Source organism: Roseobacter sp. HKCC-CH-9208, assembly GCF_037805125.1.
Taxonomy (GTDB): Bacteria; Pseudomonadota; Alphaproteobacteria; order Rhodobacterales; family Rhodobacteraceae; genus M30B80.
The window spans coordinates 2,347,989-2,374,102 of the sequence record NZ_JBBLYK010000001.1; the positions used below are offsets into that span (position 1 = coordinate 2,347,989).

The following is a 26,114-nucleotide window of genomic DNA, read 5'->3' on the forward strand; positions in this document are numbered from 1 at the left end:
CTTCCTCCCAGACTTCAGCTTGACTGATCCTAAGGGCTCGCGCGATTATTTCGCGGTATAGAGCCGGTCGGTGATGCGGTCGCGGATATTGGCCGCCGCGTCACCGGTATCTCCAACTCGATGCACATGAATGAAATACAGCTGATTGTCGTAACATTTCATGGTCACAAAAATATTGCCGTTGATTTGATACCATACATATTCCTCGCCATCACCGCCCGCAAAATCGACCCAAGAGGCGACTTGGTTCACGGCGCGCTCAGAGGCCGTGGTGCAGGCATAATTGCTGCTAAAGCTGCGTCCATCCACGGTAAAAGCCACTTCATCGGCGCGGGCAAAATTGGCCAGGCCGCACAGGGCAAGAGCGGCAAGAATTGATTTACGTGACATTGGGCACTCATCCTCATCGTCGTTTGAATTGGCCGCGCAACCATCACTGTGCGGCAAAATTTGATCAGAAAGTTTCGATTTCTAAACGGGCGTTGCAATAGGCCCCATCGTAGGTGCCAACCCAAATATCAATCGGCCCGTCTTGCGGGTTGGTTAGGGTGATACGGGGGTCAAGATTTCCGTTATCGTCATCATCATAATACCACGTTGCCGATGCGGTATTGATCAGAAGCGCCGCGTCACATTCGCTGACCACGCGAATATGCAGCTCGTAAGCCGCCATGCCAGAGACGTTGAATCTAAAATCTGGTCGATCTGGAAAAAATCCGGGGCCGACATCTGTGGCCGGTCGGATATGGCTGCATTTTGAGAGCGAATAATCACCACCAGCGACAATGTTATAATGGCGTGGCGTATAAAAATAGCTTCCGCTGCCGCTATATTGCTCGGCGGCTTGTAAGTTCCAATTTGGACACGCGTGCGCTGATGCGGTGAAGAATGACCCCGTGACAAGCGCCGCTGAAAGCAAGATTTTTCGCATCTGTTTGTCCCTAATTTCTTTTTTTTATCAGAATGAAAGTAGCTCAGAATCTAAATTTGTCTAATGTTTTTGGCATAAAGTGAATATCGACATTGCAGTGGAACGGGTGCAGGATAATCTGGGATGAGCGAGAGGCAGATGAATGACAGGTGATCCAAGTTTGGACGGGTTTCTGGCGACCTATGCGATTGTGATTATCGCAGCGTTCTTCTTTCCAACCCTCGTTGCGATCCTCCGTGGCCATAAGCGTACCATTGGTGTCTTCATTCTGAACATCGTGGTGGGATGGACGGGATTGGGCTGGATTTTACTGCGGGCCTACGCGTTATTGAGCGAGGCAAAAGCGCAGCCAAGGTAAGGTCTGAACTTTCCCTGCGCATATGCGGTCAAACGCAAATTTGCTTTTGCGCATTTTTTGCGTCAATCGCGCCAAAGGAGGCCTTGACGGGGCAGGGCGCGCAGCATAGACACCCTGCACGCTACAGGCTTGCCTGTGGCCGATGGTGAGCGGTTGTAGCTCAGTTGGTTAGAGTACCGGCCTGTCACGCCGGGGGTCGCGGGTTCGAGCCCCGTCAACCGCGCCACCACCATCGCGCCCCAAAGCTCCTGTTCGTCTGCGCGGTTGTAGCTCAGTTGGTTAGAGTACCGGCCTGTCACGCCGGGGGTCGCGGGTTCGAGCCCCGTCAACCGCGCCACTTCTTCCCTAGATCCATGAAAAATGCGCGGGCTGTTTACCCTTTGTGGATCCATCCACCGCCAAAGATTCGGCTGCTGTTCTCATCATAAAAGACACAGGCTTGACCAGGGCTGACACCTTCCTCGGCGGTCAGCAATTCCACCATCGCGGTTGTCGGGGATGTCGGATGGATCAGGGCCGCGCGTGGCGGGCGGGTTGAGCGGATTTTGACCGCAATCTCGCGGGTTTTTTCGCTGTCAAAGGGCGTATCACCCAACCAGTTGATTTCGCGCACAGGGATATGGCGGGTCGCCAAGGCCTCCTTGGGGCCGACCACGACATGACGCGCCTCTGGATCAAGTTTGACCACATATAACGGGTCAGCCAGCCCCCCAATACCAAGGCCGCGGCGTTGGCCGATTGTGTAATGGATCACGCCATTATGTTGGCCCAAAACACGGCCTTCCATATCCACGATATCGCCCGGATCCGCTGCGCCGGGGCGCAATTTTTCAATCACACTGGCATAGTCGCCATTTGGCACAAAGCAGATATCTTGGCTGTCTGGCTTATCAGCCACCGGCAGCCCGTATTTATGGGCCAGTTTGCGGGTTTCTTCCTTAGACGACAGATGACCAAGCGGAAAGCGCAGGAAATCCAATTGCGCTTGCGTGGTCGAAAACAAGAAATAGGACTGATCGCGCGTTGCATCTGCGGCGCAATGAAGCTCTGCTTTCTCAGCCCCCATTTTGCGCTGAATATAATGCCCCGTGGCCATGCAATCGGCCTCGAGTTCTTGGGCGGTGGCAAGCAGATCTTTGAATTTCACGCGCTCGTTGCAGCGGATGCAGGGCACAGGCGTTGCCCCTGCGAGATAGGCATCGGCGAATTCGTCAATCACCGCATCCTTAAAGATATTCTCGTAATCAAGGACATAATGAGGAAAGCCCATATTTTCGGCCACACGGCGCGCATCGTGAATATCGCGCCCTGCACAGCAGGCCCCTTTTTTTGCCAAAGCCGCACCGTGATCATAAAGTTGCAGGGTGACGCCCACCACATCATAGCCTTCTTCGGCTAATTGGGCCGCCACAACCGAGCTATCCACCCCCCCAGACATAGCCACAACAACCCGCGTCTCCTGCGGGGGTTTGGCAAAGCCAAGCGAGTTGAGCGGCGCATTGGGGCGGTCAAGGGGCATATCGATCTCCAGATGATAGGGCGGAATATAGGAAAATCTTATCTATTCACAAGGGGCTGAAGGCTTGGACGCTTACCTTGCCTTAAAGCTTGGGGGGTGGCGTTAGGCCTGCGTTCGTGAATAAGGACAAGGTTATGTATATCCGCAAACCCAAAGGCCGTGTCAGCGTCACGCTGCCTAATGGTCAGCAGATGACCCGTGCAAATTTGCCCCCCCGCAGATACCACCCGCTGGGTTGCAAGCCGAAAGGCCTGCGTGTTGTGGGCGATTGCCACAGGCCTTATTTCACGGGATGAGGCACTCACAAGTTGGGATCTTTCGGCGGAGGAATTGGACACTTGGCTTGCCAAGGCCAGCCGCTATGGTGAGGCGACGCTCAAGGCCACAGGGGTGCAAAACTATCCACGCGAGCAGGGTGCAAAATCACCCGCCGCTGGGTCTGCCGCGCGCGCCATCAGGCGAGCAAAGATTGAGTTGGCCGCAGTCAAAATAAATAATATATGTAATTTATACAAATATTGAATTAAAGCGAAATTAACCTTTTGACGCGATTGTCCTCTTTAAGCGAGTATTAGGAGGTTAGAAGATGCGGCTTCTCTTGGTTGAAGATGATCCAACCACCGCGAAAAGCATCGAAATGATGCTGCGGCACGCCAATCTGAATGTCTACTGCACCGATTTGGGTGAGGAAGGCATCGATCTGGCCAAGTTATATGATTACGATCTGATCCTTTTGGATCTGAACCTGCCTGATATGACGGGCCTAGAGGTGCTGCGCCAATTGCGTATGGCGCGGGTTGATACGCCGATCCTGATCCTGACAGGCGCAGATGACACCGATACCAAACTCAAAGGATTCGGGTTTGGCGCTGATGATTACCTCACCAAACCCTTCCATCGTGAGGAACTGGTGGCGCGCATCCATGCCATTATCCGCCGCTCACAGGGGCATGCACAATCGGTGATCAAAACCGGTGAGATTTGCGTCAACCTTGATGCCAAAAGGGTCGAGGTGGCGGGGCGCACGGTGCATTTGACGGGCAAAGAATACTAAATGCTTGAGCGGCTATCGCTGCGCAAAGGCACGACATTAACCAAAGAGATGTTCCTCAATCATCTTTACGGCGGCATGGATGAGCCAGAATTGAAGATCATTGACGTTTTCATCTGTAAATTGCGCAAAAAACTGTCCGAGGCTTCGGGCGGTCAGAACCATATTGAAACGGTTTGGGGGCGTGGTTACGTGCTGCGTAACTCGCATCCAAAGGCCGCTTTGGCTGGCACGGCTTGATCTGCGCTAGACCTCTGCCGCTGCTGCCCATATCTATAGGGCAGCAGTCAGGCGAGGCGGTCTATGTCAGAAGAAGATCAAAACACGGGCGCAGGGGTATCCCTCTTAGAGCGCGATCAGGCGGCACAGCGTTTGGCCGAATTGGCCGATATTTTGGCGCGCGCCAATAAGGATTATTTCCAAGAAGACGCGCCCACCCTCAGCGATGCGGAATATGACCGCTTGAAACTCGAAAACGCGGATCTTGAGGCGCGGTTTCCCGATCTGATCCGCGGCGATAGTCCAAGCGCGCAAATCGGCGCCAGCCCTGCCGAGGGCTTTGGTAAAATCACCCATGCCGAACGCATGATGTCCTTGGCCAATGCCTTTGACGAGGCCGATGTCGCAGAATTTATCACGGGCATTCAGCGCTATTTGGGCCTGTCTGATACCACGCCCTTGGTCTTTACCGCTGAGCCAAAAATCGATGGGCTGTCCCTGTCTTTGCGCTATGAAAACGGCGTTTTGGTGCATGCCGCCACGCGCGGCGATGGGGAGACGGGCGAAAACGTCACCGCCAACGCCCGCACGATTGCCGATATTCCTCAGGCCATCCACCACCGCGATTGTCCCGATATTCTCGAAGTGCGCGGTGAAGTTTACATGAGCCACGCAGATTTCGCCGCGCTCAACGCGCGCGCCGAGCAGGCAGGGGGCAAAACCTTTGCCAATCCACGCAATGCGGCCGCAGGATCGCTGCGCCAATTGGATGCTGAGATCACCCGCGCCCGCCCGCTGCGGTTTTTTGCCTATGCGCTTGGCGTTGTCTCCGCTCCGCTTGCAGACACGCAATTTGGACTGATTGCGAAATTGCGTGATTTTGGATTTCAGACCAATCCCTTGACCATTCGCTGCGAGAGCCTTGAGGCGATTATCGCCCATTATCAGGCAATTGCCCATGATCGCGCGGGTCTGGGCTATGATATTGATGGGGTGGTCTACAAACTCGATGATCTGGCCTTGCAACGCCGCTTGGGGTTGCGCGCCACCACCCCGCGTTGGGCCATTGCGCATAAATTCCCCGCTGAACTGGCATGGACGCGGATCGAGGCGATTGACATCCAAGTGGGGCGCACAGGCGCGTTGTCGCCCGTAGCGCGGCTTGCCCCCGTGACAGTGGGCGGTGTGGTTGTCTCGAATGCAACGCTGCATAATGAGGACTACATCGCAGGCCGCAACAACACAGGCGAGGCGATCCGCGCTGGGCGCGATATTCGCGTGGGTGATTTGGTTCAGGTCTATCGCGCGGGTGATGTGATCCCCAAAATCGCAGATGTGGATGTCACCCAACGCCCCGCGGATGCGCAGCCCTATATCTTTCCCACCACATGCCCTGAATGCGGATCAGAGGCGCATCGTGAGGAGGGCGATTCCGTGCGCCGCTGCACGGGTGGGCTGATCTGCCCTGCCCAAGCGGTCGAGCGCCTCAAGCATTTCGTCTCGCGCGCGGCCTTTGACATCGAGGGTTTAGGGGCAAAGCAAGTCGAACAATTCAACAAAGACGGATGGATCACCGAGCCTGCCGATATTTTCACGCTTGAAGCACGCTATGGCAGCGGTATCCAGCAGCTGAAAAACCGCGAGGGGTGGGGGGATAAATCTGCGCAAAATCTTTTCGCGGCGATTGCAGAGAAACGTCAAATCCCCCTTGGCCGTCTGATCTTTGCCTTGGGCATCCGCCATGTGGGCGAAGTGGCGGCCAAGGATTTGGCCGAACATTTCCGCAGTTGGGCCGCCTTGGATGCGGCCATTCATGCCGCCCGCCTTGAGCCTGCCGCAAAGGCGCCTGACGCCAAATCGCGCAAAAAATTGCTTGAGAACAGTCCCGCATGGGCCGAAATCACGGGGATTGATGGCATCGGGGATACGGTTGCCACAGCGCTCTGCGAGGCATGGGCGCAGCCGCGTGAATATGCGTCAATCGGACGGCTTGTGGCCCATCTTGAGATCCAATCGCCCGCTATTCGTGATGTGTCGGGCAGCCCCGTGATGGGCAAGACAGTGGTATTCACGGGCAGTCTCGAAAAGATGACCCGCGCAGAGGCCAAATCGCGTGCTGAAAGTTTGGGGGCCAAGGTCGCAGGTTCGGTTTCTGCCAAAACCGACCTTTTGGTTGCAGGGCCTGGGGCAGGATCAAAGGCCAAAAAGGCCGCAGAATTGGGCATTGAAACCATTGACGAAGATGCGTGGTTGGCCCTCATTGGGGATCTTTAACCCATGGCCGCGCAGGGCCGACCAGAGGTTTTGTTCGGGCTCTTCTCGCGCCTTGAGGGCCTATCTGGTATCGGCCCCAAAGCTGAGCAGGCCTTAGGGCATCTTCATATCGAAACCCCGAAAGATCTGATTTATACCTTGCCCGTGGGGGTGGTGGATCGCCGCCCCGTAACGCGCCTTGCCGAAATCACCCCACCGCGCATTGCCACGTTAGAGGTTGAGGTGATCCGTCACCGCCCGCCCCCGTCCCGCGGGCGTGGGCCCTATCGGATCACGGTCACCGACAGTCAAACCGCCTTTGATCTGGTATTTTTTCACGCGCGCGCGCCCTATCTGGAAAAGCTCTTGCCCATAGGCGCGCGGCGTCTGATCTCGGGCAAGGTAGAGCTTTTCGATGGGATTGCGCAAATCGTGCATCCCGATCACATCCTGCCTGTTGAAGAGGCGGAAACCCTACCTAAATTCGAGGCGATTTATCCGCTTGGGCAAGGGTTGACGCAAAAGATCATGGCGCGCGCGATTGCCGATGCCTTGCAAGCCGTGCCTGACCTGCCCGAATGGATTGATCCCGCCCTCAAGGCGCGCGAGGGGTGGCCCGATTGGGCCACTGCGATGCGGGCACAGCACCATGTGCAATCGCCCAGTGAGGCCGCCCCCAATGCCAAGCCGCGGCTGCGTCTGGCCTATGACGAATTGTTTGCTCATCAATTGACCCTTGCCCTTGCGCGGGCGCGGGCCAAGCGGCGCAAAGGGCGGATCAGCCATGGTGATGGTGCGCTGCGGGCCAAGGTTCTGCAAAGCTTGCCCTACAGCCCCACGGGCGCACAGACCCGCGCGATTGCGGAAATCGTGGCCGATATGGCCGCGCCTGAACGGATGAGCCGCCTGTTGCAGGGCGATGTTGGGGCGGGCAAAACCCTTGTTGCCTTGATGGCGCTTTTGGCTGCGGTCGAGGCGGGTGGGCAGGGGGTGATGATGGCACCTACCTCGATCCTTGCGCAACAGCACGCCGCCAATCTGCGCCCCTTGGCCGAAGCGGCCGGTGTCGTGCTTGAGGTTCTCACTGGGGCGGATAAGGGGCGCGAGCGGGCCGCAAAACTGGCCGCCCTTGCGCGCGGCAATATCGCGATCTTGGTCGGCACTCATGCCGTGTTTCAAGAGGATGTTGAATTTGCCGATCTGCGTTTGGCGATTGTGGACGAGCAGCACCGCTTTGGCGTGCGCGAACGCCTGCGATTGGGGGAAAAGGGCGCTTTGGCGGATATGTTGGTGATGACGGCCACGCCCATTCCCCGCACGCTGAGCCTTGCGCAATATGGCGATATGGATCTGTCGATCTTGGATGAAAAACCCGCCAATCGTCAAAAGATCACCACGGCCTTGGTGTCCGAGGCGCGGATGGATGAGGTGGTGGCACATCTGCAAAAGGCGGTGGCAGAGGGCCAGCAAGCCTATTGGATTTGCCCATTGGTTGAGGAATCCGAAGTTTACGAGGCCACCGCCGCTGAAGAACGCTTTAAATCCTTGCGCGCACGAATGGGCGAGGGGGTGGTGGGCCTTGTCCATGGGCAAATGAGCAGCCCTGAAAAAGATGCGACCATGACCGAATTCAATGAAAACCGCACCAAGGTTCTGGTGGCCACCACGGTGGTTGAGGTGGGGGTGGATGTGCCAAATGCCAGCATTATGGTGATTGAACAGGCTGATCTTTTTGGCATGGCGCAGCTCCATCAATTGCGGGGGCGGGTGGGGCGCGGCAGCCGTGCATCGACTTGTGTGCTGCTTTATCGCAATGGCCTGACAGAAACGGCCAAGCGCCGTTTGCATGTCCTGCGCGATACGGATGATGGCTTTGTCATCGCAGAAGAAGATTTGGCCATTCGCGGCGCAGGCGATGTGATTGGCACGGCGCAATCTGGTCTGCCGCGGTTTCGCGTGGCCGATCTGGAACAACATGGCGGCTTGATGGCGATGGCGCAAAGCGATGCGCGCGCGCTTTTGGCGCTTGATCCATCGCTAGAGGGGCCGCGCGGTCAGGCCGCACGCACCCTCTTATGGTTGCTCGAGCAAGATAAGGCTATTCGCCTGATTTCGGCGGGCTGACCCGCTTTGTTCACAAATGTTCTTAAAAAGTTCTTGACAACTCGCGTCAGGGTATGAGAACAATCAGGCAACATTAACGGGAGATGACCCATGTTGTCAGATGTAAAAACGATTATCACGCGTTCATCCACCACGCTTTTGGCCGATCTGTGCGGGGCGATGTCCCTTGTTGTTTTGGCGATGGGGCTGCTGCATCTGCCGCAATTTTTCTAAGTTTTCTGCCTGCGGTTCAGGTTTCGGCGGTATGCGCCCCCTTGGCATCATGATCCTTGCCTCGGATCTGTCCCCAATGCCGATAGGCCGCGCGATCCCCCAATCGCACGGTTGAAACGATACACCGCATCACTATGACCGCCCCTTTGCATTGCCCTGCAGGGGCGGTTTTTTTAGGGCTCTTCGGCGCGCTCTATCGCCTCAAGGGTCGCTTCGAGTGACAGCATGATAGAGGCGTGACGATTGCGATAATCGCGGGCGGGGGTCAGCACCTCATAACCCTCAAATGGGGCCTCTGGCCCGTTCCCCTCACCTTTGAGCATGGCGGCAAGCGCGTCTCGGGCGGCGGCAATTTCGGCGCGGCTGCGGCCCAGAATATGGGCACCCATCAATGCCGCGGAGGCCTGACCGAGCGCGCAGGCCTTTACATCTTGGGCAAAGCGGCTGATCCGCCCCTCGGCGACATCCAAATCCACTGTGACGGTTGACCCGCAGAGCGGGGCGCGCCGCTTTACACTGGCCTGAGGCGCCTCAAGCCGCCCGTGATGCGGAATATCCGCCGCCAATGCCAGAATTCGCTGCGAATATAGCTGCACCAAATCGGATTTTGTGTCGCTCATCTCAGCCATGCGCGTCTCGGCCCCTTCCATGATCTCCCCCCAAGAGCTAGTGTGAATATGACCATTTGGAAAGGGCGAGATGTGGAAATGACGGGTGCTGTGGAATTTGACCCAGATAGTTTACGCTATAATGAGGCGGGTCTCATCCCTGCGATTGCGCAATGCGCCGAGACGGGCGATGTGCTGATGATGGCATGGCTGAACCGCGCCTCCCTCGAAAAAACCCTAGAAACAGGCAAAGTCACCTATTGGAGCCGCTCGCGCGCGGCCTTTTGGGTCAAGGGTGAAAGCTCGGGCCATGTGCAGGATTTGGTTGATCTGCGTGTGGATTGTGACCGCGATTGTCTTTTGCTCGTGGTTCGGCAAACGGGGCCTGCCTGCCACACCAATCGCCGGAGCTGCTTTTACACAGCGATCCGCGAGGGGGGCGAGGTCGAATTGATGCAACCCGAGGGCTAAAGCCCGACCATTCTACGAATATCAGCAGGGGTTTTTCCTGCATCCCGATAAAGGGCAATGGCGCGCGCATCATCGCGCTTGGCCAGACGTTTGCCCTGCTCATCACGGATCAAAGCGTGATGATGATATTGCGGCACAGGGTAGGCCAACAGATTTTGCAAAATCACATGGATTGCGGTTGCCTCAAATAAATCTTCGCCGCGAATGACATGGGTTACGCCTTGTGCCGCGTCATCAACCACCACGCTGAGATGGTAAGAGCTGCCCATGTCTGGCCGCGCCAATACAGGGTCGCCGATATGGGCCAGCGCGCTATCGCGCGTGATCTCATGAGGCCCCTGAAGGCGTGGCCCTGTTTCTGTGAAACGCATTTGCGCAAGGCGCTCAAACGCGCGCGCCAGATCAAGGCGTAAGGCGGCCCCTTTGGCCTCGGCGGCACTGGTTACAGTCTGGTCGCGACAGGTGCCAGGATAGATGCGCCCATCTGGCCCGAATGTGGGGGCCCCTTCCTGCGGGGCGGCACTGGCCGCCTCTATATCCCGCCTGCGGCAGGTGCAGCGATAAATCAGGCCCTGTTGCGCCAATTGATCCAAAGCGGCGCGATATCGGGCCATCTGCTCGGATTGCCGCATCACGGGCAGGGGCCAAGACAGCCCCAACCATGTCAGATCATCATAAATTTGCGCCTCCCATTGCGGGCGGGCGCGGGATTGGTCGATATCCTCAATCCTGAGCAGAAATTGCCCCTGCGCCTTTCGAGCCATGTCATGGGCCAGACATGCACTATAGGCATGGCCCAAATGCAATGGCCCCGTGGGGGACGGGGCAAATCGGGTGACACAGCCCTTAGGCAGGGAAGGCATCAAGCCATGCGCGCCAATCGGTCTTGGCGCGATCCGTATAGGCCTTATAGCGGTCGTTGCGTCCGCGCCGCCCCGATTTTAAGCCTTCGACCGGGGGAAAAAGACCGAAATTCACGTTCATTGGCTGAAAGGTTTTCGCCTCCGCCCCGCCTGTGATGTGATGGATCAAGGCCCCCATCGCAGTGGTATTGGGCAAATCGGGCGGGGTGAGGCCGCGCAATTCTGCCACCGCGTAGCGCCCCGCAAGCAGCCCCATTGCGGCCGATTCAACATAGCCCTCAACCCCCGTGATTTGGCCCGCAAAGCGGATATGCGGCATAGATTTCAACCGCATTTGCGCATCGAGAAGCGTGGGGGAATTGATGAAGGTGTTGCGATGAATGCCGCCAAGACGTGCAAATCGTGCCTCCTCCAAACCGGGGATCATACGCAACACTTCGGTCTGTGCGCCGTATTTCATTTTGGTTTGAAAGCCCACGATATTGTAAAGCGTGCCCAGTTTATTGTCGCGGCGCAGCTGCACCACGGCCCAAGGTTTCACATCGGGCTGATGCGGATTGGTTAAGCCCACAGGTTTCATCGGCCCGTGGCGCAGGGTTTCGCGGCCCCGTTCTGCCATAACCTCAATCGGCAGGCATCCATCGAAATAGCCCGCCGTTTCGCCTTCGTGAAATTCGGTTTTTTCGGCAGCCAGCAGGGCATCGATAAAGGCCTCATAATGCTCGCGCGTCATGGGGCAGTTGAGATAAGCGCGCTGCTCTTCTTCGGTTTCGCCCTTGTCGTAGCGCGACTGCATCCACGCCCGCGACATGTCGATACTTTCGGCATAAACGATGGGGGCAATGGCATCGAAAAAGGCAAGGCTGTCTTGACCTGCCTCTTGGGCAATGGCCTGTGCCAGCGCGCCTGATGTCAACGGGCCTGTCGCGATGATCCAATGGCCTGTTTCGGGCAGAGCGCTGATTTCCCCGTCCTCAATCGTAATATTGGGATGCGCGCGCAGACGCGCTGTGACCGCCTCGGCGAAAGCATCGCGATCCACCGCCAATGCGCCCCCTGCGGGGAGGCGGTGGTGATAGGCCATTTCCATAATGAGGCCACCCGCCGCGCGCATTTCCCAATGCAAAAGGCCGACCGCGTTTTGTTCGTGATCATCCGAGCGGAAGGAATTGGAACATACCATTTCCGCCAAATGCCCAGTTTGATGGGCAAATGTTCCAATCTTTGGGCGCATCTCATGGATGACGACCTGTTGACCAAGCTCTGCGGCCTGCCAAGCGGCCTCAGAGCCCGCCATGCCGCCGCCAATGATATGAAGTGCGTTATCTGACATGAGCGCTTCTTAGATCAAAAGCGGGGCAGGGTGAAACGGGTTTTTGGGGGGGGGCGTTACAGCCCACGAGCCACCACAGGCAGGAATGGGTCTGCAAAGGGCAGGGGCGTGTAAACAGAGCGTTTTCCCAAGGCGATCTCGACCCCAAGACGGAACTGGCCTCTGTCGCGTAAGGCGGGGTTGGAGAAGTCTTCAAAACCATAGCTTGCCGTCACCGCAACTGCACCGCTGTGATCCAGCCATTGCACACCAATTTCGCCAGTGATCTGCGTTGTGGACAGGCGCAATTAGTCAAATTCGGCAAGTCCGATTTGCGCAAAGCCCTGCTATGAGGGGCCTAGATCAGGACGGATCTCACCATCTGCAAAAAGCACATCGGCATCCCCAAGGGGGCGTGTTGCCATGGCGCTGTTGCGCACGCCAAACCCGCCAAAAGCCCCCAATCCAATCCCTGCAATTTGACGGCGCCCTTGAATGCCAAGCCCACCCCAGCGGCTGCTTTCATTGTTGAGGTCGGCCAAATAGGCAAAAACACCATAGCGCCGATCAGCGGCAGGGATGAGGTATAGGCCTGCCCGAACGCCGCCAATTGTGCCGATTTCGGTATCGGCCAGATCAAAATTCAGCTCAAACCTGTTATGCGCGGTGATCGTGTAATCAAGATTGAGATGCGCCCCATTTTGGTCAGCACCCGTGCTGTTAAGGCCAAGCGTTGCGGCACGCAGGCCCAAATTATCGGCGCGCGCCATATCCGCAGCCAAAGAGGCCAGGCCGAGGCAAAGGCAAAATTGCGAGATTGGTGCAGCCATCCGAACGCGCTTTCAACAAAGGTTCTTTTGCAAATGGCGCATGGTGAAGAAAAAATATATATGAATTATATCAGATGGTTAATGGCCGCAATTTATCTAAAATCTTAAGGGCCGTAACCCTTGGGTTTGAGCGGGCCTGAGATTTAGGTGTCTGCGCTCGCCTCGGCCGCATCCGCATCCGCCGTGGCGGTGTCCTCGTCATCACCTTCAACGATGCGCGCGACTGACACAACGGTTTCGCCTGCCTTGGTGTTAAACACCTTCACCCCACCTGCCGAGCGTGAGCGGAATGAGATGCCCTCAACAGGCACGCGAATAGATTGGCCCGTTGATGAGGCGAGCATGATCTGGTCGGTCATCTCAACCGGGAAGGCCGCAACCAATGGCCCGCCGCGCATGGCCTTGTCGATAGCCATAACCCCCATGCCGCCACGGCCCCTTACAGGGTAATCATGGCTTGAAGATAATTTTCCGGACCCGCTTTCTGTGATGGTCAGGATCAAATCCTCTGAGGCGCGCATTTCGGCAAAGCGTTCAGGGCTAAGGGTGCCTTCGGCCACCACGCCCTCATCCTCGTCCGTTTCGACCTCATCCTCGGGCGCACCCGCCAAGGCGCGGCGCTGTTTGAGATAGGCGGCGCGCTCAGCAGGGTCAGCGGTGAAATGGCGGATCACGGCCATGGAAACCACAGATTCCCCATCACCCAAACGGATACCGCGCACGCCTGTGCTGTCGCGGCCCTTAAAGACGCGGACATCGGTGCAAGAGAAGCGGATCGCGCGCCCCCCTTCGGTGACCAACATCACATCGTCTTCCTCGGTGCAGATGCGCGCATTCACAAGGCTGACTGACCCATCTTCGGGCAATTTCATGGCAATCTTGCCGTTTGATTTCACATTGGTGAAATCCGACAATTGGTTGCGGCGCACATCGCCTGCGGATGTGGCAAAGATGATTTGCAGATCGCCCCAATCTTCCTCGGGGCGGTCAACGGGCATGATCGCCGCAATCGTAACCCCCACAGGAATGGGCAGGATATTCACAATGGCCTTGCCTTTTGATGTGCGGCTGCCAAGCGGCAAACGCCATGTCTTGAGCTTGTAGACCATCCCATCGGTGGTGAAGAACAAAAGCTGGGTGTGGGTATTGGCCACAAAGAGCGATGTTACGACATCGTCTTCCTTGAGGCTGCCGCCCGATAGCCCTTTGCCGCCGCGTTTTTGTGCGCGGAATTCAGCCAAGGCCGTGCGCTTGATATAGCCACCTGCGGTGACGGTCACGACCATGTCTTCGCGTTCGATCAGGTCTTCGTCATCCATGTCGCCAGACCAATCGACAATCTCGGTGCGGCGCGGCACGGCAAAGGCCGTTTTCACCTCGGCCAATTCTTCCGAGATGATCGCCATGATCCGATCACGGCTGGCGAGGATGGCAAGATATTCTTTGATCTTACCTGCGAGTTCCTCCAACTCATCCGTCACTTCCTTGACGCCAATCTGGGTCAGGCGTTGCAGGCGTAGTTCCAAAATCGCGCGCGCCTGCGCCTCGGAGAGGTTATAGGTGCCGTCCTCGTTTATCGTATGGGTCGGGTCGTCAATCAGACGAATATAGGCGGCAATATCCGCCGCAGGCCAGCGCCGTGTCATCAAAGCTTCGCGCGCCGTTGCCGCATCTGCGGAGGCGCGGATCGTGGCCACAACCTCATCGACATTGGAGACGGCAACCGCCAAACCACACAGAATGTGACTGCGTTCGCGTGCTTTGTTCAACTCAAACGCGGTGCGGCGTGCCACGACCTCCTCGCGGAACGCGATAAAGGCGGTCAAAAAGCCTCGCAAATCCAACTGCTCGGGCCGCCCGCCATTCAGCGCCAACATATTGCAGCCAAAGGAGGTCTGCATCTGGCTAAAGCGGAACAATTGGTTCAGCACCACATCAGGGGTGGCATCGCGTTTCAACTCGATCACAACGCGCACGCCGTTGCGATCAGATTCGTCCGCCACGCCTGAGATGCCTTCGACCTTTTTCTCGCGGACCAATTCTGCAATGCGTTCGATCATCGAGGCCTTGTTTACCTGATAGGGGATCTCATCAATAATGATGGCAAAGCGATCTTTGCGAATTTCCTCAACATGGGTGCGCGCGCGAATGACCACGCTGCCGCGTCCCTCGGTATAGGCCCGCCTTGCGCCAGAGCGGCCCAAGATGATCCCGCCTGTAGGGAAATCGGGGGCAGGGATAAACTCGATCAACTGTTCTGAACTGAGGTCGGGATCTTGGATCAAGGCCTGACAGGCATCAATCACCTCGCCCAAATTATGGGGTGGGATATTGGTGGCCATGCCAACCGCAATGCCGCCCGCACCATTGACCAACATATTGGGAAAGCGCGCAGGCAGAACGGTGGGTTCCTTTTGCTTGCCATCATAATTGTCTTGGAAATTGACCGTGTCCTTGTCGATATCGGCCAAAAGATAGGCGGCGGGTTTGTCCATGCGCACTTCGGTATAGCGCATGGCGGCGGGGTTATCGCCATCCATAGAGCCGAAATTCCCCTGACCATCGAGCAGGGGCAACGACATCGAAAAGGGCTGCGCCATCCGCACAAGCGCGTCATAGATCGCGCTGTCGCCATGCGGGTGGTATTGGCCCATCACATCGCCCACGGGGCGCGCAGATTTCCGATAGGCCTTTTCATGCGTATTGCCCGTTTCATGCATCGCAAACAAAATGCGGCGATGCACGGGTTTGAGGCCATCGCGCAAATCGGGGATCGCGCGGCTGATGATCACCGACATCGCATAATCGATGAAGGATGTTTTCATCTCATCGGCGATATCAATCGAAGGGCCAGAATGCGGGTGCCGCGCGGGGGGCGTGGCGGGGTCATTCTCGGGGGTTTCGGGCGTATCTGTCACTGTGCGGGCCTGCTGTCTTTTCGATCTTGTTCTGCGATGACATGCTGCACCTCTTGGCACAGCTATATTTTGTTATTCAACACTATAGACCCCCGCGATATAGGGCGCAATGCTCCTGTCAGGTGAATTGGGCGCTTAACGCCTGCCGCCTGTTATCAGCCGCAGGAAGATGCTGCTAATACATTGTTTTTGTTGACTTTTAATTTGCATTTGCAATCATCAGGCACCATGAACCAAGCAAGGGAAGGTGCAGATGACTTGGGGGTCTCGCAACAGTGATGAAACCGCAACGGGGCTGATGCTTGAGGGGTATGGGCTGACCACGGCGGAATTTTACTATCGGATGCCTGATTTTCGTAATGTTATCAACGTGTTCATCTGGCAGGATTACGATCTCGCACCAGATTATCCGCGCATTTTCGGGTTTATTGATTTCTGGAAGCGCGAGATTGAGGCGCCGTTGCATTCTGTGCGTTTTGCACATCGGCGGCTGATTTCTGACGGGTCATGGCGCAATGTCGTTGAGGAGATTTCCTATCCCTAGCCCGCGGGACAGGCGTGGGGCTACAGTTTGGCCGCTGCGGCCTTGGCCCAGATTAGGAATAGGGCCAAGCAAATCAGGCCATTCCATGAAGCCATCGACAGGCCCGCAAAGGCCCATGCCACCTCGTCACACATAACAATCGCAGGCGCGGTGTCTGTTGACAGCAGCTCATTCGCCGAAAGCGACAGAATATCTTCTGCGCCCCCCGTGCAGGAGGTGGGGCCTTGCCACCACCCGCGCTCAACCCCTGTGTGATACAGCGCGATCCCTGCATTCACCAGCATCGCGCCCGCCCCGATCAGGGTCAAACCGCGCGCCAATTTGGGGGCAATGGCGGCAATGATTACGATGAACAGCGCACCCAGTGCAGCGCCCGCATGGGGCCATCGTTGCCACAGGCACATGGCGCAGGGCGCAAGCCCGCCAAGATACTGAAACCCAAAAGCGCCCGCCAATGTCGCGGCAGACCCAAGACCCGCGAGGGCCGATAATTTTGGCAAATCCAGATCCCGCATCATCCCATGAACCTCACAGCATAAAACCCGCCAAGCAAGATGACGATGAACAATGTAAACATCAGCCCCAGACGGCGCTCGATGAAATCGCGTAAAGGGGCACCGAATTGGCGCAGCAATGCCGCGATGACAAAGAATCGAATCCCCCGCGCGATGATCGAGGTGACAATGAATGTCCCCAATGGCAGGCCTGTCCACCCTGACATGATAGTGATGACCTTATAGGGGAAGGGGGTTAGCCCTGCGATCAACACGGGCCAAAAGCCAAGATCATTGAAGCGCGTGTTAAACTCGGCCATTGCATCGGCCTTGCCAAGGGCTGCCAAAATCGGCGCGCCAATTTGGTCATAGAACAGCGCCCCAATCGCATAGCCTGCGATACCGCCCAGAACCGAGGCGATTAAGCAGACAGAGGCAATTAAAAAAGCCCGATTGGGCCGCGCAAGGATCATTGGGATCATCAAAATATCAGGGGGAATGGGAAAGATTGAACTTTCCGCAAAGGACACAATCGCCAAGGCCCAGAGGGCGTGGCGATGACCCGCCAAACCCATTGTCCAATTATAGAGCCCGCGCAGCATCGCAACTATCCTAATATCGCCCCAATGCCAGAGGCGATGCCCGACAGGGCGGAAAAGGTCAAGCCAAAGCCAGATGACATGATTGTGACAAAACTCTTGACGGATCGTTGCAAATGATAAAATGTCGCAGGCACGTTGAATACGCGCGAGCCCCGAAAGGGAGTTTCACGTCGCGTTGAGGCTCAAGCGGAGGGGAGGCCGCTTGAGCCTTTTTCATTTTACGCCGCGCCACAGCGCGCGAAAATCTGCCCCGCCGCTTTGCCAAATCGTCAGGCTCTGCTAGACTTTAGGTTTGAGATTGGCTAAGCCCGCCTCAGCTTTCGTTAGCGCTAACGTAAATCGCGGCCAAAGGCGGCAATAACCTGTGAATTTCCCAAAGAATCTGGGTCAGATGCAGGGCAAAGGAGAGAAAATGGTTTCGCGCGTCATTCCAGTTGAAGATTTTGATCTGGTAATTTTGGGGGCGACAGGGGATCTGGCGCGGCGCAAAATCCTGCCTGGACTTTATCGGCGCTTTCATGACGGGCAAATGCCGCCTGAGGCGCGGATCATCGGCGCGGCGCGCACATCCCAAGATGATGCTGCCTTTCGTGATTTTGTCCGCGCGGCTATTGCCGAATTTACCCCCGAAGCTAGACGCGATGAAACCAGCCTTGCCGCGTTTTTACAGCGTTTGAGCTATGTCGCCATTGATGCGCGCGGCACGGATGGATGGGCCGATCTCGCGGGCACAATGCGTGATGGTGTCGTGCAGGCCTTTTATTTCTCGGTCGCGCCCGCCTTGTTTGGCGATCTGGCCGAACGTCTGCACACCCATAAAGTTGCGCGCTCTGACGCGCGGATTGTGGTGGAAAAGCCATTTGGTCATGATCTGGCCACCGCCAAGGCCTTGAACGCAACACTGGCCGAGCATTTTGACGAAGGCCAGATTTACCGCATCGACCATTATTTGGGTAAAGAAACGGTGCAAAACCTGATGGCGATCCGCTTTGCGAATATTCTGTTCGAGCCGCTGTGGAACGCCCAATATGTCGACCATGTGCAAATCACTGTGGCCGAAGAGGTCGGTGTTGGCGGGCGGGGGGCCTATTACGATAAATCAGGCGCGATGCGTGATATGGTGCAAAACCATTTGATGCAGCTTCTGTGTTTGACCGCGATGGAGCCGCCCAATCATTTTGACCCTGATGCGGTGCGCGATGAAAAGCTTAAGGTGATCCGCGCACTCGATCCTGTGCGCCCCGAGGATATTGTGCGCGGCCAGTATAAAGCAGGCGATAAGACCGCGTCTTATTTGGACGATGTCGAAGACCCCAAAAGCCGCACAGAAAGTTTTGTGGCCATGAAGGTGCATATCGCCAATTGGCGTTGGAATGGCACGCCATTCTATTTGCGCACAGGCAAACGGATGCGCGCGCGGATGTCCGAGATTGTGATCCATTTCAAAGAGCCGCCCCATTCCATTTTTGATGAGGATGCAGGGACGAAGCCCAATGTTTTGTCTATTCGCCTGCAACCTGATGAGGGCATTGATCTCAGCGTCACGATCAAAGAGCCAGGCCCAGGGGGGATGCGTTTGGTCGATGTGCCGCTTGATATGACCTTTGCCGAGGCGCTTGGGGCGGATGCGGCCGATGCACCCGATGCCTATGAGCGACTGATCATGGATGTGATCCGTGGCAATCAAACGCTGTTCATGCGCGGCGATGAGGTTGAGGCAGCTTGGCGTTGGACGGATCCAATCATCCAAGGGTGGCAATCGCGCAATGAACGCCCCGTGCCCTATCAGGCCTTTAGCACAGGGCCAGAAGATGCGCTGATGTTGTTGCATCGCGATGGGCGCCGTTGGCGTGAGGTGGGCTGATCGCATGGAGTTGATCACCTATCCCGACCGCGATCTATTGATGATGTCCTTGGCGGATCGTATCGCCTCGGAATTAGGGCAGGCCTTGCGCATGGCGGGGCATGCCTCGCTCTGTGTTCCAGGCGGCACGACACCGGGCCCTGTGTTCAAAACCTTGGCCGAAGTGGATTTGGCTTGGCGTGATATTGCAGTGTTTCTCAATGATGAACGCTGGCTTGGTGAGGAAAGCCCGCGCTCCAACACGAGGCTTTTGAAAGAAACGCTATTACAATCAAAGGCATCTGTGGCAAAGTTAATTCCCTTATTTAACGGCGCCGATACGCCAGAGGAGGGCATCCCCGATCTGACAGACGGGCTGTTGCCGCATTTGCCGATCACGGTTTTGCTGTTGGGGATGGGCGCAGATATGCATACCGCAAGCCTCTTTCCCGATGGGGATAATCTCAACGCAGCCCTCAGCGCAGATGCGCCGCCCCTGATGGCGATGCGGGCCGCAAATGCGGGCGAGCCGCGGATCACCTTGACCGCCCCCGTGCTGAAAGCCGCGCTGCATTGCCATATCTTGATCACAGGGCCAGAAAAGCGCGCAGCACTTGAGCGGGCCGCAGACTTGCCTGAAGATCAAGCACCAATTGCCACTGTTTTAAGGACCGCCACCATTCATTGGGCTGAGTAAATCATGACCATCTGGACAGAGCTTTCCACCGCGTGGGATCACCTGCGCAGCACCCCTATGTCGCAGCTTTTTGACAATGATCCTGCCCGCGCTGCGCGGTTTTCGGCCAAGACGGGCGATATGATGTTCGATTTTTCTAAGACATATATCACCGATGAGGTGCTGTCACTCTTGGTGGAATTGGCGCGCAAGTCCAATGTCGAAGAAAAACGCACGGCGATGTTCGCGGGCGAAAAGATCAATGAAACCGAAGGTCGCGCGGTGCTGCATACGGCTTTGCGTGCGCCCTCTGGCCCGATCATGGTGGATGGGGTGGATGTTCTGCCTGCCGTGCGAGAAACCCGCGCCCGTATGGCACAGTTCGCCGATGATCTGCGTGCAGGCCGCTATAAGGGGCAGGGCGGCAAGATCACGGATGTGATCAATATCGGGATTGGCGGGTCTGATCTGGGCCCTGCGATGGCCACGCTTGCGCTGGCACCTTATCACGATGGGCCGCGCGTGCATTATGTGTCAAACGTGGATGGGGCAAACATCAACGACACGCTGCAAGGGCTTGATCCAAAAACAACTTTGTTAATTGTTGCCTCGAAAACCTTTACCACGATTGAAACCATGACCAATGCGCAAACGGCGCGCGATTGGATGGCGCAGGCGGTGAGCGAGCCTGCCGCGCAATTCGTGGCCCTGTCCTCTGCCACGGATAAAACAGCGGCCTATGGTATTGATCCGTCCCGCGTGTTTGGGTTCGAGGATTGGGTCGGCGGGCGCTATTCCCTCTGGGGGCCAATTGGCCTGGGGGTGATGCTGGCCATTGGGCCAAAACAGTTTGAGGAATTCCTCGCGGGTGCGGCGGCCATGGATGCCCATTTCCGCGAGGCTGATCTTCCCGAGAATATGCCCGTATTGTTGGCCTTGGTCGGGCTGTGGCACAATCAGGTCTGCGGTTATGCGACCCGCGCGGTGTTGCCCTATGACCAACGCCTGTCGCGTCTGCCCGCCTATTTGCAGCAATTGGAAATGGAATCGAATGGCAAGGGCGTGTCTATGGATGGGCAGGATTTGCCCTATCATTCAGGCCCGATTGTTTGGGGGGAGCCGGGCACAAATGGGCAACACGCGTTTTATCAGCTGATGCATCAGGGCACGCGTGTCGTTCCGTGCGAATTTATGGTGGCCGCCGCAGGGCATGAGCCTGATTTGGCGCATCACCATACCCTGCTCTTGTCGAATTGCTTGGCGCAATCTCAGGCCTTGATGCAGGGCCGTAGCCTTGAGGTGGCGCGCGGCATGATGGCTGCAAAAGGCTTCTCTGGTGCGGAATTGGAACGCCAAGCGCGGCACCGCGTTTTCACGGGCAATCGACCGTCAACCACGCTGATCTATCCCTGCCTGACCCCGTTCACTTTGGGGCAGATCATCGCCCTTTATGAGCATAGGGTTTTTGTGGAAGGGGTGATCTTGGGGATCAATTCCTATGACCAATGGGGGGTGGAATTGGGCAAAGAACTGGCTCTGGCCCTGCAACCCGCCGTTGAGGGCGAAGCGGGGGCAGTGGGGTTAGACCCCTCTACCGCAAGCCTGTTGCGCTATATCCACGCGCATCGTTAACCAAGCGCCACCGCGCCCACCCACATTCCAAGGCCAAAGACCGTGTGGGCCATAAGGCCCAAAACCCGCCCCTTCCATGGGGCGGCGGTTTTGGCAAGCGCCCATCCAAGCCCGAGGCCCGGGTGCAACAAAAACCATCCCGCCCCGATGGTCAGGATCGCGAAAATCCAAAGCGGCAGGAAATTGGGCGCGCTTAACCACGCTTGGCCCATGATCCCCAAAAACAGCGCGCCATAGACCGCACCGACCGCATAGTGGAAAATCCAACCAATCAGGCGTTCGCGGGCCACGGGAGTGCTGGTATTGATATCAGCGTGATACACTGTCCCGCGCCCCAAATGGGCAACCCAACGGCCCACATTGCCCCAATTGGGTGCAGGGATGCCCGCAATCCGTGTCAGGATCACCGCCCAGATATCCATCGCAACAGTGCCACAGATGCCCATGATGAGGCCCAGTGTGATAACGCTCATTTTCTCTTCTCCCCTGCTTGCAGGTTCAGGTCACATGGACGCGCAATGTGCCCAGACCTGCAACCTTTCCTTCCATCACATCGCCGCGCGCCACGGGGCCAACCCCCGCAGGCGTGCCCGTCAGGATCACATCCCCTGCCGCCAATTCAAAATATTGCGACAGATAGCGAATGATTTCGGGCGTTTTCCAAATCATTTGCGCCAAATCCCCCTCTTGGCGCAGCGCCCCATTCACAAGCAGCGTGATCTCTCCTGTGCTGGGATGGCCCACTTGGGCCACTGGCAAAAGCGGGCTTATCGGGGCGGAGTGCTCAAAGGATTTACCGATCTCCCAAGGGCGGCCTAATTTCTTGGCCTCGCCCTGCAAATCGCGCCGTGTCATATCAAGCGCCACGCCATAGCCCCACACATGGGACAGCGCGTCTTCAAGTGCGATATCGCGCCCGCCTGAGTTCAGCGCCACCATCATTTCGATCTCATGATGCAAGTCAGACGTGCCAACAGGGTAGGGCATCTCGCCTGACGCATCCAAACTATCTGGATTTTTCTGAAAGAAGAACGGCGGCTCGCGGTCGGGATCATGACCCATTTCAATCGCATGGGCGGCATAATTGCGCCCGATGCAATACACGCGGCGAACAGGAAATACGCCGCCCCCCTCCACGGGAATCATTGGGTGCGGGGGGGCAGGGATCACAAAATTATCTTGGTTCATTTGGGCTATTTTCTTTTTCGGCTCTCACGCGACTGCCACGCTAGGGGCTTGGGGTTCGCTTGGCAATTGGATAAAAATTTAAGGGAATTTTACAAATTCTTCATCTATCAGCTTCGCGGTTTGCTTTTTTTCTAGGCAAAATTTCTGGAACTGCCTAATCTTTAACAGGCCTTCGTCATGGCGCGCCACCCTGACCTTGAAATCGTGTTGATCGAAAGCGGCGGCGATAACCTATCGGCGACCTTCAGCCCTGAATTGGCGGATTTGACGATTTATGTGATTGATACGGCATCGGGCGAGGATATTCCGCGCAAAGGCGGGCCTGCACTGACACGCTCGGATATCTTGGTGATCAACAAAACTGATCTCGCGCCTTATGTCGGGGCGCGGCTTGAGGTGATGGAGGCTGACGCCACCCGCGCACGCGCAGGGCGGCCCTTCGTGATGGCGCAATTGCGCAATGAGCAGGGCGTGGAGAAGATCGGTGATCTGATCCTTGAGATGGGCGGCTTGCCTAAGGTGCAGTCTACAAAAATTGCCTAATAGAGTGCTGTGATTATCAAAGAAACCCGAAAACTGCCTTCGTGCTTTTTGGGTGCGACAGTGCCGCAACAAGCGCCTATCATAGCCTCAGTTTTCAATGTGAGTTGCCTTTATGAGCCCCAAATATTTCGCCCCCACAGGCGGCCATCCCCCGCAGGAACAGCTTTTGACAGATCGCGCGGTCTTTACCGAGGCCTATGCCGTGATCCCACGCGGCACGATGCGCGATATTACCACCAGTTTCCTGCCCTTTTGGGAGAAAACCCGCCTTTGGGTGATTGCGCGGCCCCTGTCGGGCTTTGCTGAAACCTTTTCGCATTACATCATGGAAGTCGCGCCCGAAGGTGGCAGCGCGCGCCCTGAAACCGATGAGGCGGCCGAGGCGGTTCTGTTTGTGGTGGAGGGCCAAGCAAGCCTGACAGTGGATGGTCAAACCCATCTGTTGGAGGAGGGCGGTTACGCCTATCTGCCGCCTGCCCACGCATGGGAATTATATAATCGTGGGCAGTCGCCTTTGCGGTTTCATTGGATCAGGAAGGCCTATCAAGAGGTTGAAGGTCTTGATCACCCTGATGTTTTGATCTTGAACGAGCGCGATATCGCGCCCACGCCAATGGCGGGCACAGAAGGGAAATGGGCCACCACGCGCTTTGTTGACCCGGCTGACCTGCGCCATGATATGCATGTGACCATCGTGACATTTGAGCCTGGCGCGGTGATCCCGTTTCTGGAAACCCATGTGATGGAGCATGGTCTCTATGTGCTAGAGGGCAAGGCCGTCTATCGCCTCAACACGGATTGGGTCGAGGTTGAGGCGGGCGATTATATGTGGCTGCGCGCCTTTTGCCCGCAAGCCTGCTATGCAGGAGGGCCGGGCAAGTTCCGCTATTTGCTCTACAAAGATGTGAACCGCCACATGCCCTTATGAGGTGGCGATAATCACCTCATAAGGCAGCCAATATTCTTCTAAATTGGGGCCTTCGCCGATGCGGTCGATGACTGCGAAAAGACCAGGGTCATAAAGCGGCGTCAGCACCCCGTGCCAGACGCCGCGATGAATATTGATCGCTTGCCCCGCCTCGGTCAGGAAGGCGCGGATGTTCTGCGGTGTCCCGTTTTGATCTTCGGCCACGACCACCAAAAACGGCTGGTGGCTCATCGGAACAAAGGCCTGAGATCCGTCAGGGTGCCGCTCTACCAGATCAAGCTTTAAGGGCAAATCGCGCTTTTCTGCGTGAAAGATACTGATCCCCGCACGCCCATCCGAAAAATCCATCCGCGCGCGGTCGTGGAAACGGCCACATAGGCCTTGATTGATGATCTTATCTGGCGTGCCCTTCGCCTCAAGCAGATCGCCAAACGGGGCAAAGGCATCGGCGGTCATGGGTTCGATAATGATTTTCATTGTGCGAACCGATCTATCAGACGCAATTCTGCGATACGCTCGACCTGACGGCAGGCTTCGGTGAATTCCACATCGCGCGATTGCGTCACTCGGCGCTTGAATGCCTCCAAGATACTGGCCTTGGTGTTGTCGCGCACAGCGATGATAAAGGGAAATCCGAAGGCTTCAGTATAGCGGTCATTCAAGGCGGTGAATTCCGCGCGTTCTGCATCTGTCAGGCTATCAAGCCCGACTGAGGCCTGCTCTGCGGTGGAGTCTGCCGTCAGACGCTTTGCCGCGGCCAGTTTCCCCGCCAGATCAGGGTGGGCTTGCAATACCCCAAGCCGTTCTGCCGCGCTGGCGCTGCGAAAGGCGCGGGCGAGAACCGAATGAACCCCCGCCGCGCAATCATGTGCGGCACCAAGTTCCATCTCAAAGGCGCGTTCAGCAATCCACGGGCTATGCTCAAACATCCCGCCAAATTCGGTGACAAATTCCTCCCGTGTCATTTGTGAGGGGGTCATGCGCGCGGTCACGGGGTGGGTCGCGGCCCAATGATCGGCAATCTCCGCGCGGGTGGCGAACCAAACGCCCTCATGCGCCTTGAAATGCGCAAGCGCGCGTTTCAGCGCCCGCGCACGGGCAGGGCGCCCCGCAAGGCGGCAATGCAGGCCGATCGACATCATCTTGGGCGCGCCTGCCACCCCTTCGGCATAAAGCTGATCAAAGGTGTCGATCAAGCTGCGCTCGAATTGCGCGCCTTCGGTGAAACCTGCTTGGATGGCAAAGCGCATATCGTTGCAATCCATCGTATAGGGCACGATCAACTGATCCTTGCCGCCCGCCTTGACCCAATAGGGCAGGTCATCGGCATAGCTGTCTGCGATATAGGCCAGATCCCCCTCTTGCGCGGCAAGATCCACAGTGTTCATGGAACAGCGCCCCGTATACCACCCGCGTGGCGGTGTTCCGGTAACCTCGGTATGCAGGCGGATGGCCTCGCGGATTTGCGCGCGCTCCTCTCCGGGGGGCATATCTTTGTGTTCCACCCATTTCAGGCCATGGCTGGCAATTTCCCAATTCGCCTGTTTCATTGCCGCCACCTGTTCGGGGCTGCGGGCAAGGGCTGTGGCCACACCATAAACTGTCACGGGCAGGTCGGACATCATGGAATAAAGCCGCCAAAACCCTGCACGCGCGCCATATTCGTAGATCGACTCCATATTCCAATGACGCATCCCAACCCATGGTTGCGCGCCTGTGATCTCGGATAAAAAGGCCTCGGATGCGGCATCGCCGTGCAGCATATTGTTCTCGCCACCTTCCTCGTAATTCAGCACAATCTGCACAGCGATTTTCGCGCCATTTGGCCAAGCGGCATGGGGCGCGTCTGGCCCGTGGCCGCGTAAATCTCGGGGGTAGCGTGTCATATCAGCCTCGTTTGTTTTTCTATGGCATAATGCAGATAATCACAAATGATTTTAAAAAAAATCTATAAGCACTCTTTTGATCGCTCTGCACTGTATCAGGCGCATAAT

Annotated in this window: 26 protein-coding genes, 2 tRNA genes and 2 pseudogenes; 15 read left to right on the forward strand and 15 right to left on the reverse strand. The window is 56.8% G+C overall.

The window, feature by feature from the left end; translation table 11 throughout:
• Positions 1-45: 45 nt before the first annotated feature.
• Together AAC621_RS11865 and AAC621_RS11870 are read right to left on the reverse strand one after the other, a co-directional pair.
• Complete coding sequence (locus tag AAC621_RS11865) at positions 46-390, reverse strand: hypothetical protein (RefSeq protein WP_340256031.1); 345 nt, start codon at positions 388-390, stop codon at positions 46-48.
• Positions 391-454: 64 nt separating this feature from the next.
• Positions 455-931 carry a hypothetical protein gene (locus AAC621_RS11870; RefSeq protein WP_340256034.1) on the reverse strand — a complete coding sequence of 159 codons (477 nt, stop codon included), beginning with the start codon at positions 929-931 and terminating at the stop codon, positions 455-457.
• A 142-nt stretch (positions 932-1,073) separates the two neighbouring features.
• Here AAC621_RS11870 and AAC621_RS11875 point away from each other — a divergent pair, with 142 nt between their 5' ends.
• The 3 genes from AAC621_RS11875 to AAC621_RS11885 all read left to right on the forward strand — a co-directional run bounded on the left by AAC621_RS11875 (position 1,074) and on the right by AAC621_RS11885 (position 1,626).
• Positions 1,074-1,289, forward strand: coding sequence for a superinfection immunity protein (locus AAC621_RS11875; protein WP_340256037.1), 216 nt, complete (start codon positions 1,074-1,076; stop codon positions 1,287-1,289).
• Between the two features lie 149 nt (positions 1,290-1,438).
• A tRNA-Asp gene (locus AAC621_RS11880) sits at positions 1,439-1,515 on the forward strand.
• Positions 1,516-1,549: 34 nt separating this feature from the next.
• A tRNA-Asp gene (locus AAC621_RS11885) sits at positions 1,550-1,626 on the forward strand.
• Between the two features lie 36 nt (positions 1,627-1,662).
• Here AAC621_RS11885 and mnmA read toward each other — a convergent pair.
• Positions 1,663-2,808 carry a tRNA 2-thiouridine(34) synthase MnmA gene (gene mnmA, locus AAC621_RS11890; protein WP_340256040.1) on the reverse strand — a complete coding sequence of 382 codons (1,146 nt, stop codon included), beginning with the start codon at positions 2,806-2,808 and terminating at the stop codon, positions 1,663-1,665.
• A 255-nt stretch (positions 2,809-3,063) separates the two neighbouring features.
• On the opposite strand from mnmA, the gene AAC621_RS11895 reads away from it, so the two are divergent.
• The 5 genes and pseudogenes from AAC621_RS11895 to AAC621_RS11915 all read left to right on the forward strand — a co-directional run bounded on the left by AAC621_RS11895 (position 3,064) and on the right by AAC621_RS11915 (position 8,668).
• Positions 3,064-3,330: a DUF1153 domain-containing protein gene (locus tag AAC621_RS11895; protein WP_340256042.1), complete on the forward strand. Its 267-nt coding sequence runs from the start codon at positions 3,064-3,066 to the stop codon at positions 3,328-3,330.
• A gap of 64 nt (positions 3,331-3,394) precedes the next feature.
• Positions 3,395-4,099: pseudogene (gene ctrA / locus AAC621_RS11900) on the forward strand (response regulator transcription factor CtrA).
• Positions 4,100-4,162: 63 nt separating this feature from the next.
• Positions 4,163-6,352, forward strand: coding sequence for an NAD-dependent DNA ligase LigA (ligA, locus tag AAC621_RS11905; protein WP_340256044.1), 2,190 nt, complete (start codon positions 4,163-4,165; stop codon positions 6,350-6,352).
• A gap of 3 nt (positions 6,353-6,355) precedes the next feature.
• Positions 6,356-8,455, forward strand: a complete 2,100-nt coding sequence (gene recG, locus AAC621_RS11910) for an ATP-dependent DNA helicase RecG (protein ID WP_340256047.1) — start codon at positions 6,356-6,358, stop codon at positions 8,453-8,455.
• A gap of 90 nt (positions 8,456-8,545) precedes the next feature.
• Positions 8,546-8,668 (forward strand): hypothetical protein, encoded by a 123-nt coding sequence (locus AAC621_RS11915; protein ID WP_317654970.1) that lies wholly within the window; start codon positions 8,546-8,548, stop codon positions 8,666-8,668.
• 173 nt (positions 8,669-8,841) lie between these two features.
• Here the strand turns inward: AAC621_RS11915 and AAC621_RS11920 are convergent, their stop codons facing one another.
• Positions 8,842-9,288, reverse strand: coding sequence for an iron-sulfur cluster assembly scaffold protein (locus AAC621_RS11920; protein ID WP_340256523.1), 447 nt, complete (start codon positions 9,286-9,288; stop codon positions 8,842-8,844).
• 57 nt (positions 9,289-9,345) lie between these two features.
• Here AAC621_RS11920 and hisI point away from each other — a divergent pair, with 57 nt between their 5' ends.
• Entirely contained in the window at positions 9,346-9,747 is a 402-nt protein-coding gene (hisI, locus tag AAC621_RS11925) for a phosphoribosyl-AMP cyclohydrolase (RefSeq protein ID WP_340256050.1), read from the forward strand.
• On the opposite strand, the gene gluQRS is transcribed toward hisI, so the two are convergent.
• From gluQRS to gyrA, 5 genes are all read right to left on the reverse strand, one after another.
• Positions 9,744-10,610, reverse strand: a complete 867-nt coding sequence (gene gluQRS / locus AAC621_RS11930; RefSeq protein ID WP_340256053.1) for a tRNA glutamyl-Q(34) synthetase GluQRS — start codon at positions 10,608-10,610, stop codon at positions 9,744-9,746. The genes hisI and gluQRS overlap by 4 nt on opposite strands.
• Positions 10,594-11,943: a methylenetetrahydrofolate--tRNA-(uracil(54)-C(5))-methyltransferase (FADH(2)-oxidizing) TrmFO gene (gene trmFO / locus AAC621_RS11935; protein ID WP_340256056.1), complete on the reverse strand. Its 1,350-nt coding sequence runs from the start codon at positions 11,941-11,943 to the stop codon at positions 10,594-10,596. The genes gluQRS and trmFO overlap by 17 nt, the downstream gene beginning before the upstream one ends.
• Positions 11,944-11,999: 56 nt before the next feature.
• Complete coding sequence (locus tag AAC621_RS11940) at positions 12,000-12,230, reverse strand: hypothetical protein (protein WP_340256059.1); 231 nt, start codon at positions 12,228-12,230, stop codon at positions 12,000-12,002.
• Positions 12,231-12,269: 39 nt separating this feature from the next.
• Positions 12,270-12,752, reverse strand: coding sequence for a hypothetical protein (locus tag AAC621_RS11945; protein ID WP_340256062.1), 483 nt, complete (start codon positions 12,750-12,752; stop codon positions 12,270-12,272).
• A 143-nt stretch (positions 12,753-12,895) separates the two neighbouring features.
• Positions 12,896-15,670 (reverse strand): DNA gyrase subunit A, encoded by a 2,775-nt coding sequence (gene gyrA / locus AAC621_RS11950; protein WP_340256066.1) that lies wholly within the window; start codon positions 15,668-15,670, stop codon positions 12,896-12,898.
• A gap of 253 nt (positions 15,671-15,923) precedes the next feature.
• Between gyrA and AAC621_RS11955 the strand changes: the two genes are divergently transcribed.
• Positions 15,924-16,214: an usg protein gene (locus AAC621_RS11955; RefSeq protein WP_340256069.1), complete on the forward strand. Its 291-nt coding sequence runs from the start codon at positions 15,924-15,926 to the stop codon at positions 16,212-16,214.
• 20 nt (positions 16,215-16,234) lie between these two features.
• Here AAC621_RS11955 and AAC621_RS11960 read toward each other — a convergent pair whose 3' ends face one another.
• Both AAC621_RS11960 and AAC621_RS11965 read right to left on the reverse strand, forming a co-directional pair.
• A complete protein-coding gene (locus tag AAC621_RS11960) occupies positions 16,235-16,732 on the reverse strand; it encodes a disulfide bond formation protein B (RefSeq protein ID WP_340256072.1) in 498 nt (165 codons plus the stop codon).
• Entirely contained in the window at positions 16,729-17,310 is a 582-nt protein-coding gene (locus AAC621_RS11965) for a YqaA family protein (protein WP_317654961.1), read from the reverse strand. Before AAC621_RS11965 ends, AAC621_RS11960 begins: the two co-directional genes overlap by 4 nt.
• Positions 17,311-17,722: 412 nt before the next feature.
• Between AAC621_RS11965 and zwf the strand changes: the two genes are divergently transcribed.
• The 3 genes from zwf to pgi are packed head-to-tail and all read left to right on the forward strand — an operon-like array spanning position 17,723 to position 21,461.
• Positions 17,723-19,174: a glucose-6-phosphate dehydrogenase gene (gene zwf / locus AAC621_RS11970; protein ID WP_340256075.1), complete on the forward strand. Its 1,452-nt coding sequence runs from the start codon at positions 17,723-17,725 to the stop codon at positions 19,172-19,174.
• 4 nt (positions 19,175-19,178) lie between these two features.
• Positions 19,179-19,850 (forward strand): 6-phosphogluconolactonase, encoded by a 672-nt coding sequence (gene pgl / locus AAC621_RS11975; RefSeq protein WP_340256526.1) that lies wholly within the window; start codon positions 19,179-19,181, stop codon positions 19,848-19,850.
• Positions 19,851-21,461: a glucose-6-phosphate isomerase gene (gene pgi / locus AAC621_RS11980; RefSeq protein ID WP_445322525.1), complete on the forward strand. Its 1,611-nt coding sequence runs from the start codon at positions 19,851-19,853 to the stop codon at positions 21,459-21,461.
• On the opposite strand, the gene AAC621_RS11985 is transcribed toward pgi, so the two are convergent.
• On the reverse strand, positions 21,458-21,934 hold the full coding sequence (locus AAC621_RS11985) for a DUF2938 domain-containing protein (RefSeq protein WP_340256081.1): 477 nt from the start codon (positions 21,932-21,934) through the stop codon (positions 21,458-21,460). The genes pgi and AAC621_RS11985 overlap by 4 nt on opposite strands.
• A 25-nt stretch (positions 21,935-21,959) precedes the next feature.
• Positions 21,960-22,649: a fumarylacetoacetate hydrolase family protein gene (locus tag AAC621_RS11990; protein WP_445322507.1), complete on the reverse strand. Its 690-nt coding sequence runs from the start codon at positions 22,647-22,649 to the stop codon at positions 21,960-21,962.
• 180 nt (positions 22,650-22,829) lie between these two features.
• Here AAC621_RS11990 and AAC621_RS11995 point away from each other — a divergent pair.
• A pseudogene (locus AAC621_RS11995) lies at positions 22,830-23,192 on the forward strand (GTP-binding protein); the annotation flags it as partial.
• Positions 23,193-23,304: 112 nt separating this feature from the next.
• Positions 23,305-24,120, forward strand: a complete 816-nt coding sequence (locus tag AAC621_RS12000; protein ID WP_340256084.1) for a bifunctional allantoicase/(S)-ureidoglycine aminohydrolase — start codon at positions 23,305-23,307, stop codon at positions 24,118-24,120.
• Here the strand turns inward: AAC621_RS12000 and AAC621_RS12005 are convergent.
• Positions 24,115-24,597, reverse strand: coding sequence for an ureidoglycolate lyase (locus tag AAC621_RS12005; RefSeq protein ID WP_340256087.1), 483 nt, complete (start codon positions 24,595-24,597; stop codon positions 24,115-24,117). The genes AAC621_RS12000 and AAC621_RS12005 overlap by 6 nt on opposite strands.
• Positions 24,594-26,006 carry an allantoinase PuuE gene (gene puuE / locus AAC621_RS12010; protein ID WP_340256090.1) on the reverse strand — a complete coding sequence of 471 codons (1,413 nt, stop codon included), beginning with the start codon at positions 26,004-26,006 and terminating at the stop codon, positions 24,594-24,596. The genes AAC621_RS12005 and puuE overlap by 4 nt, the downstream gene beginning before the upstream one ends.
• Between the last annotated feature and the right edge of the window lie 108 nt (positions 26,007-26,114).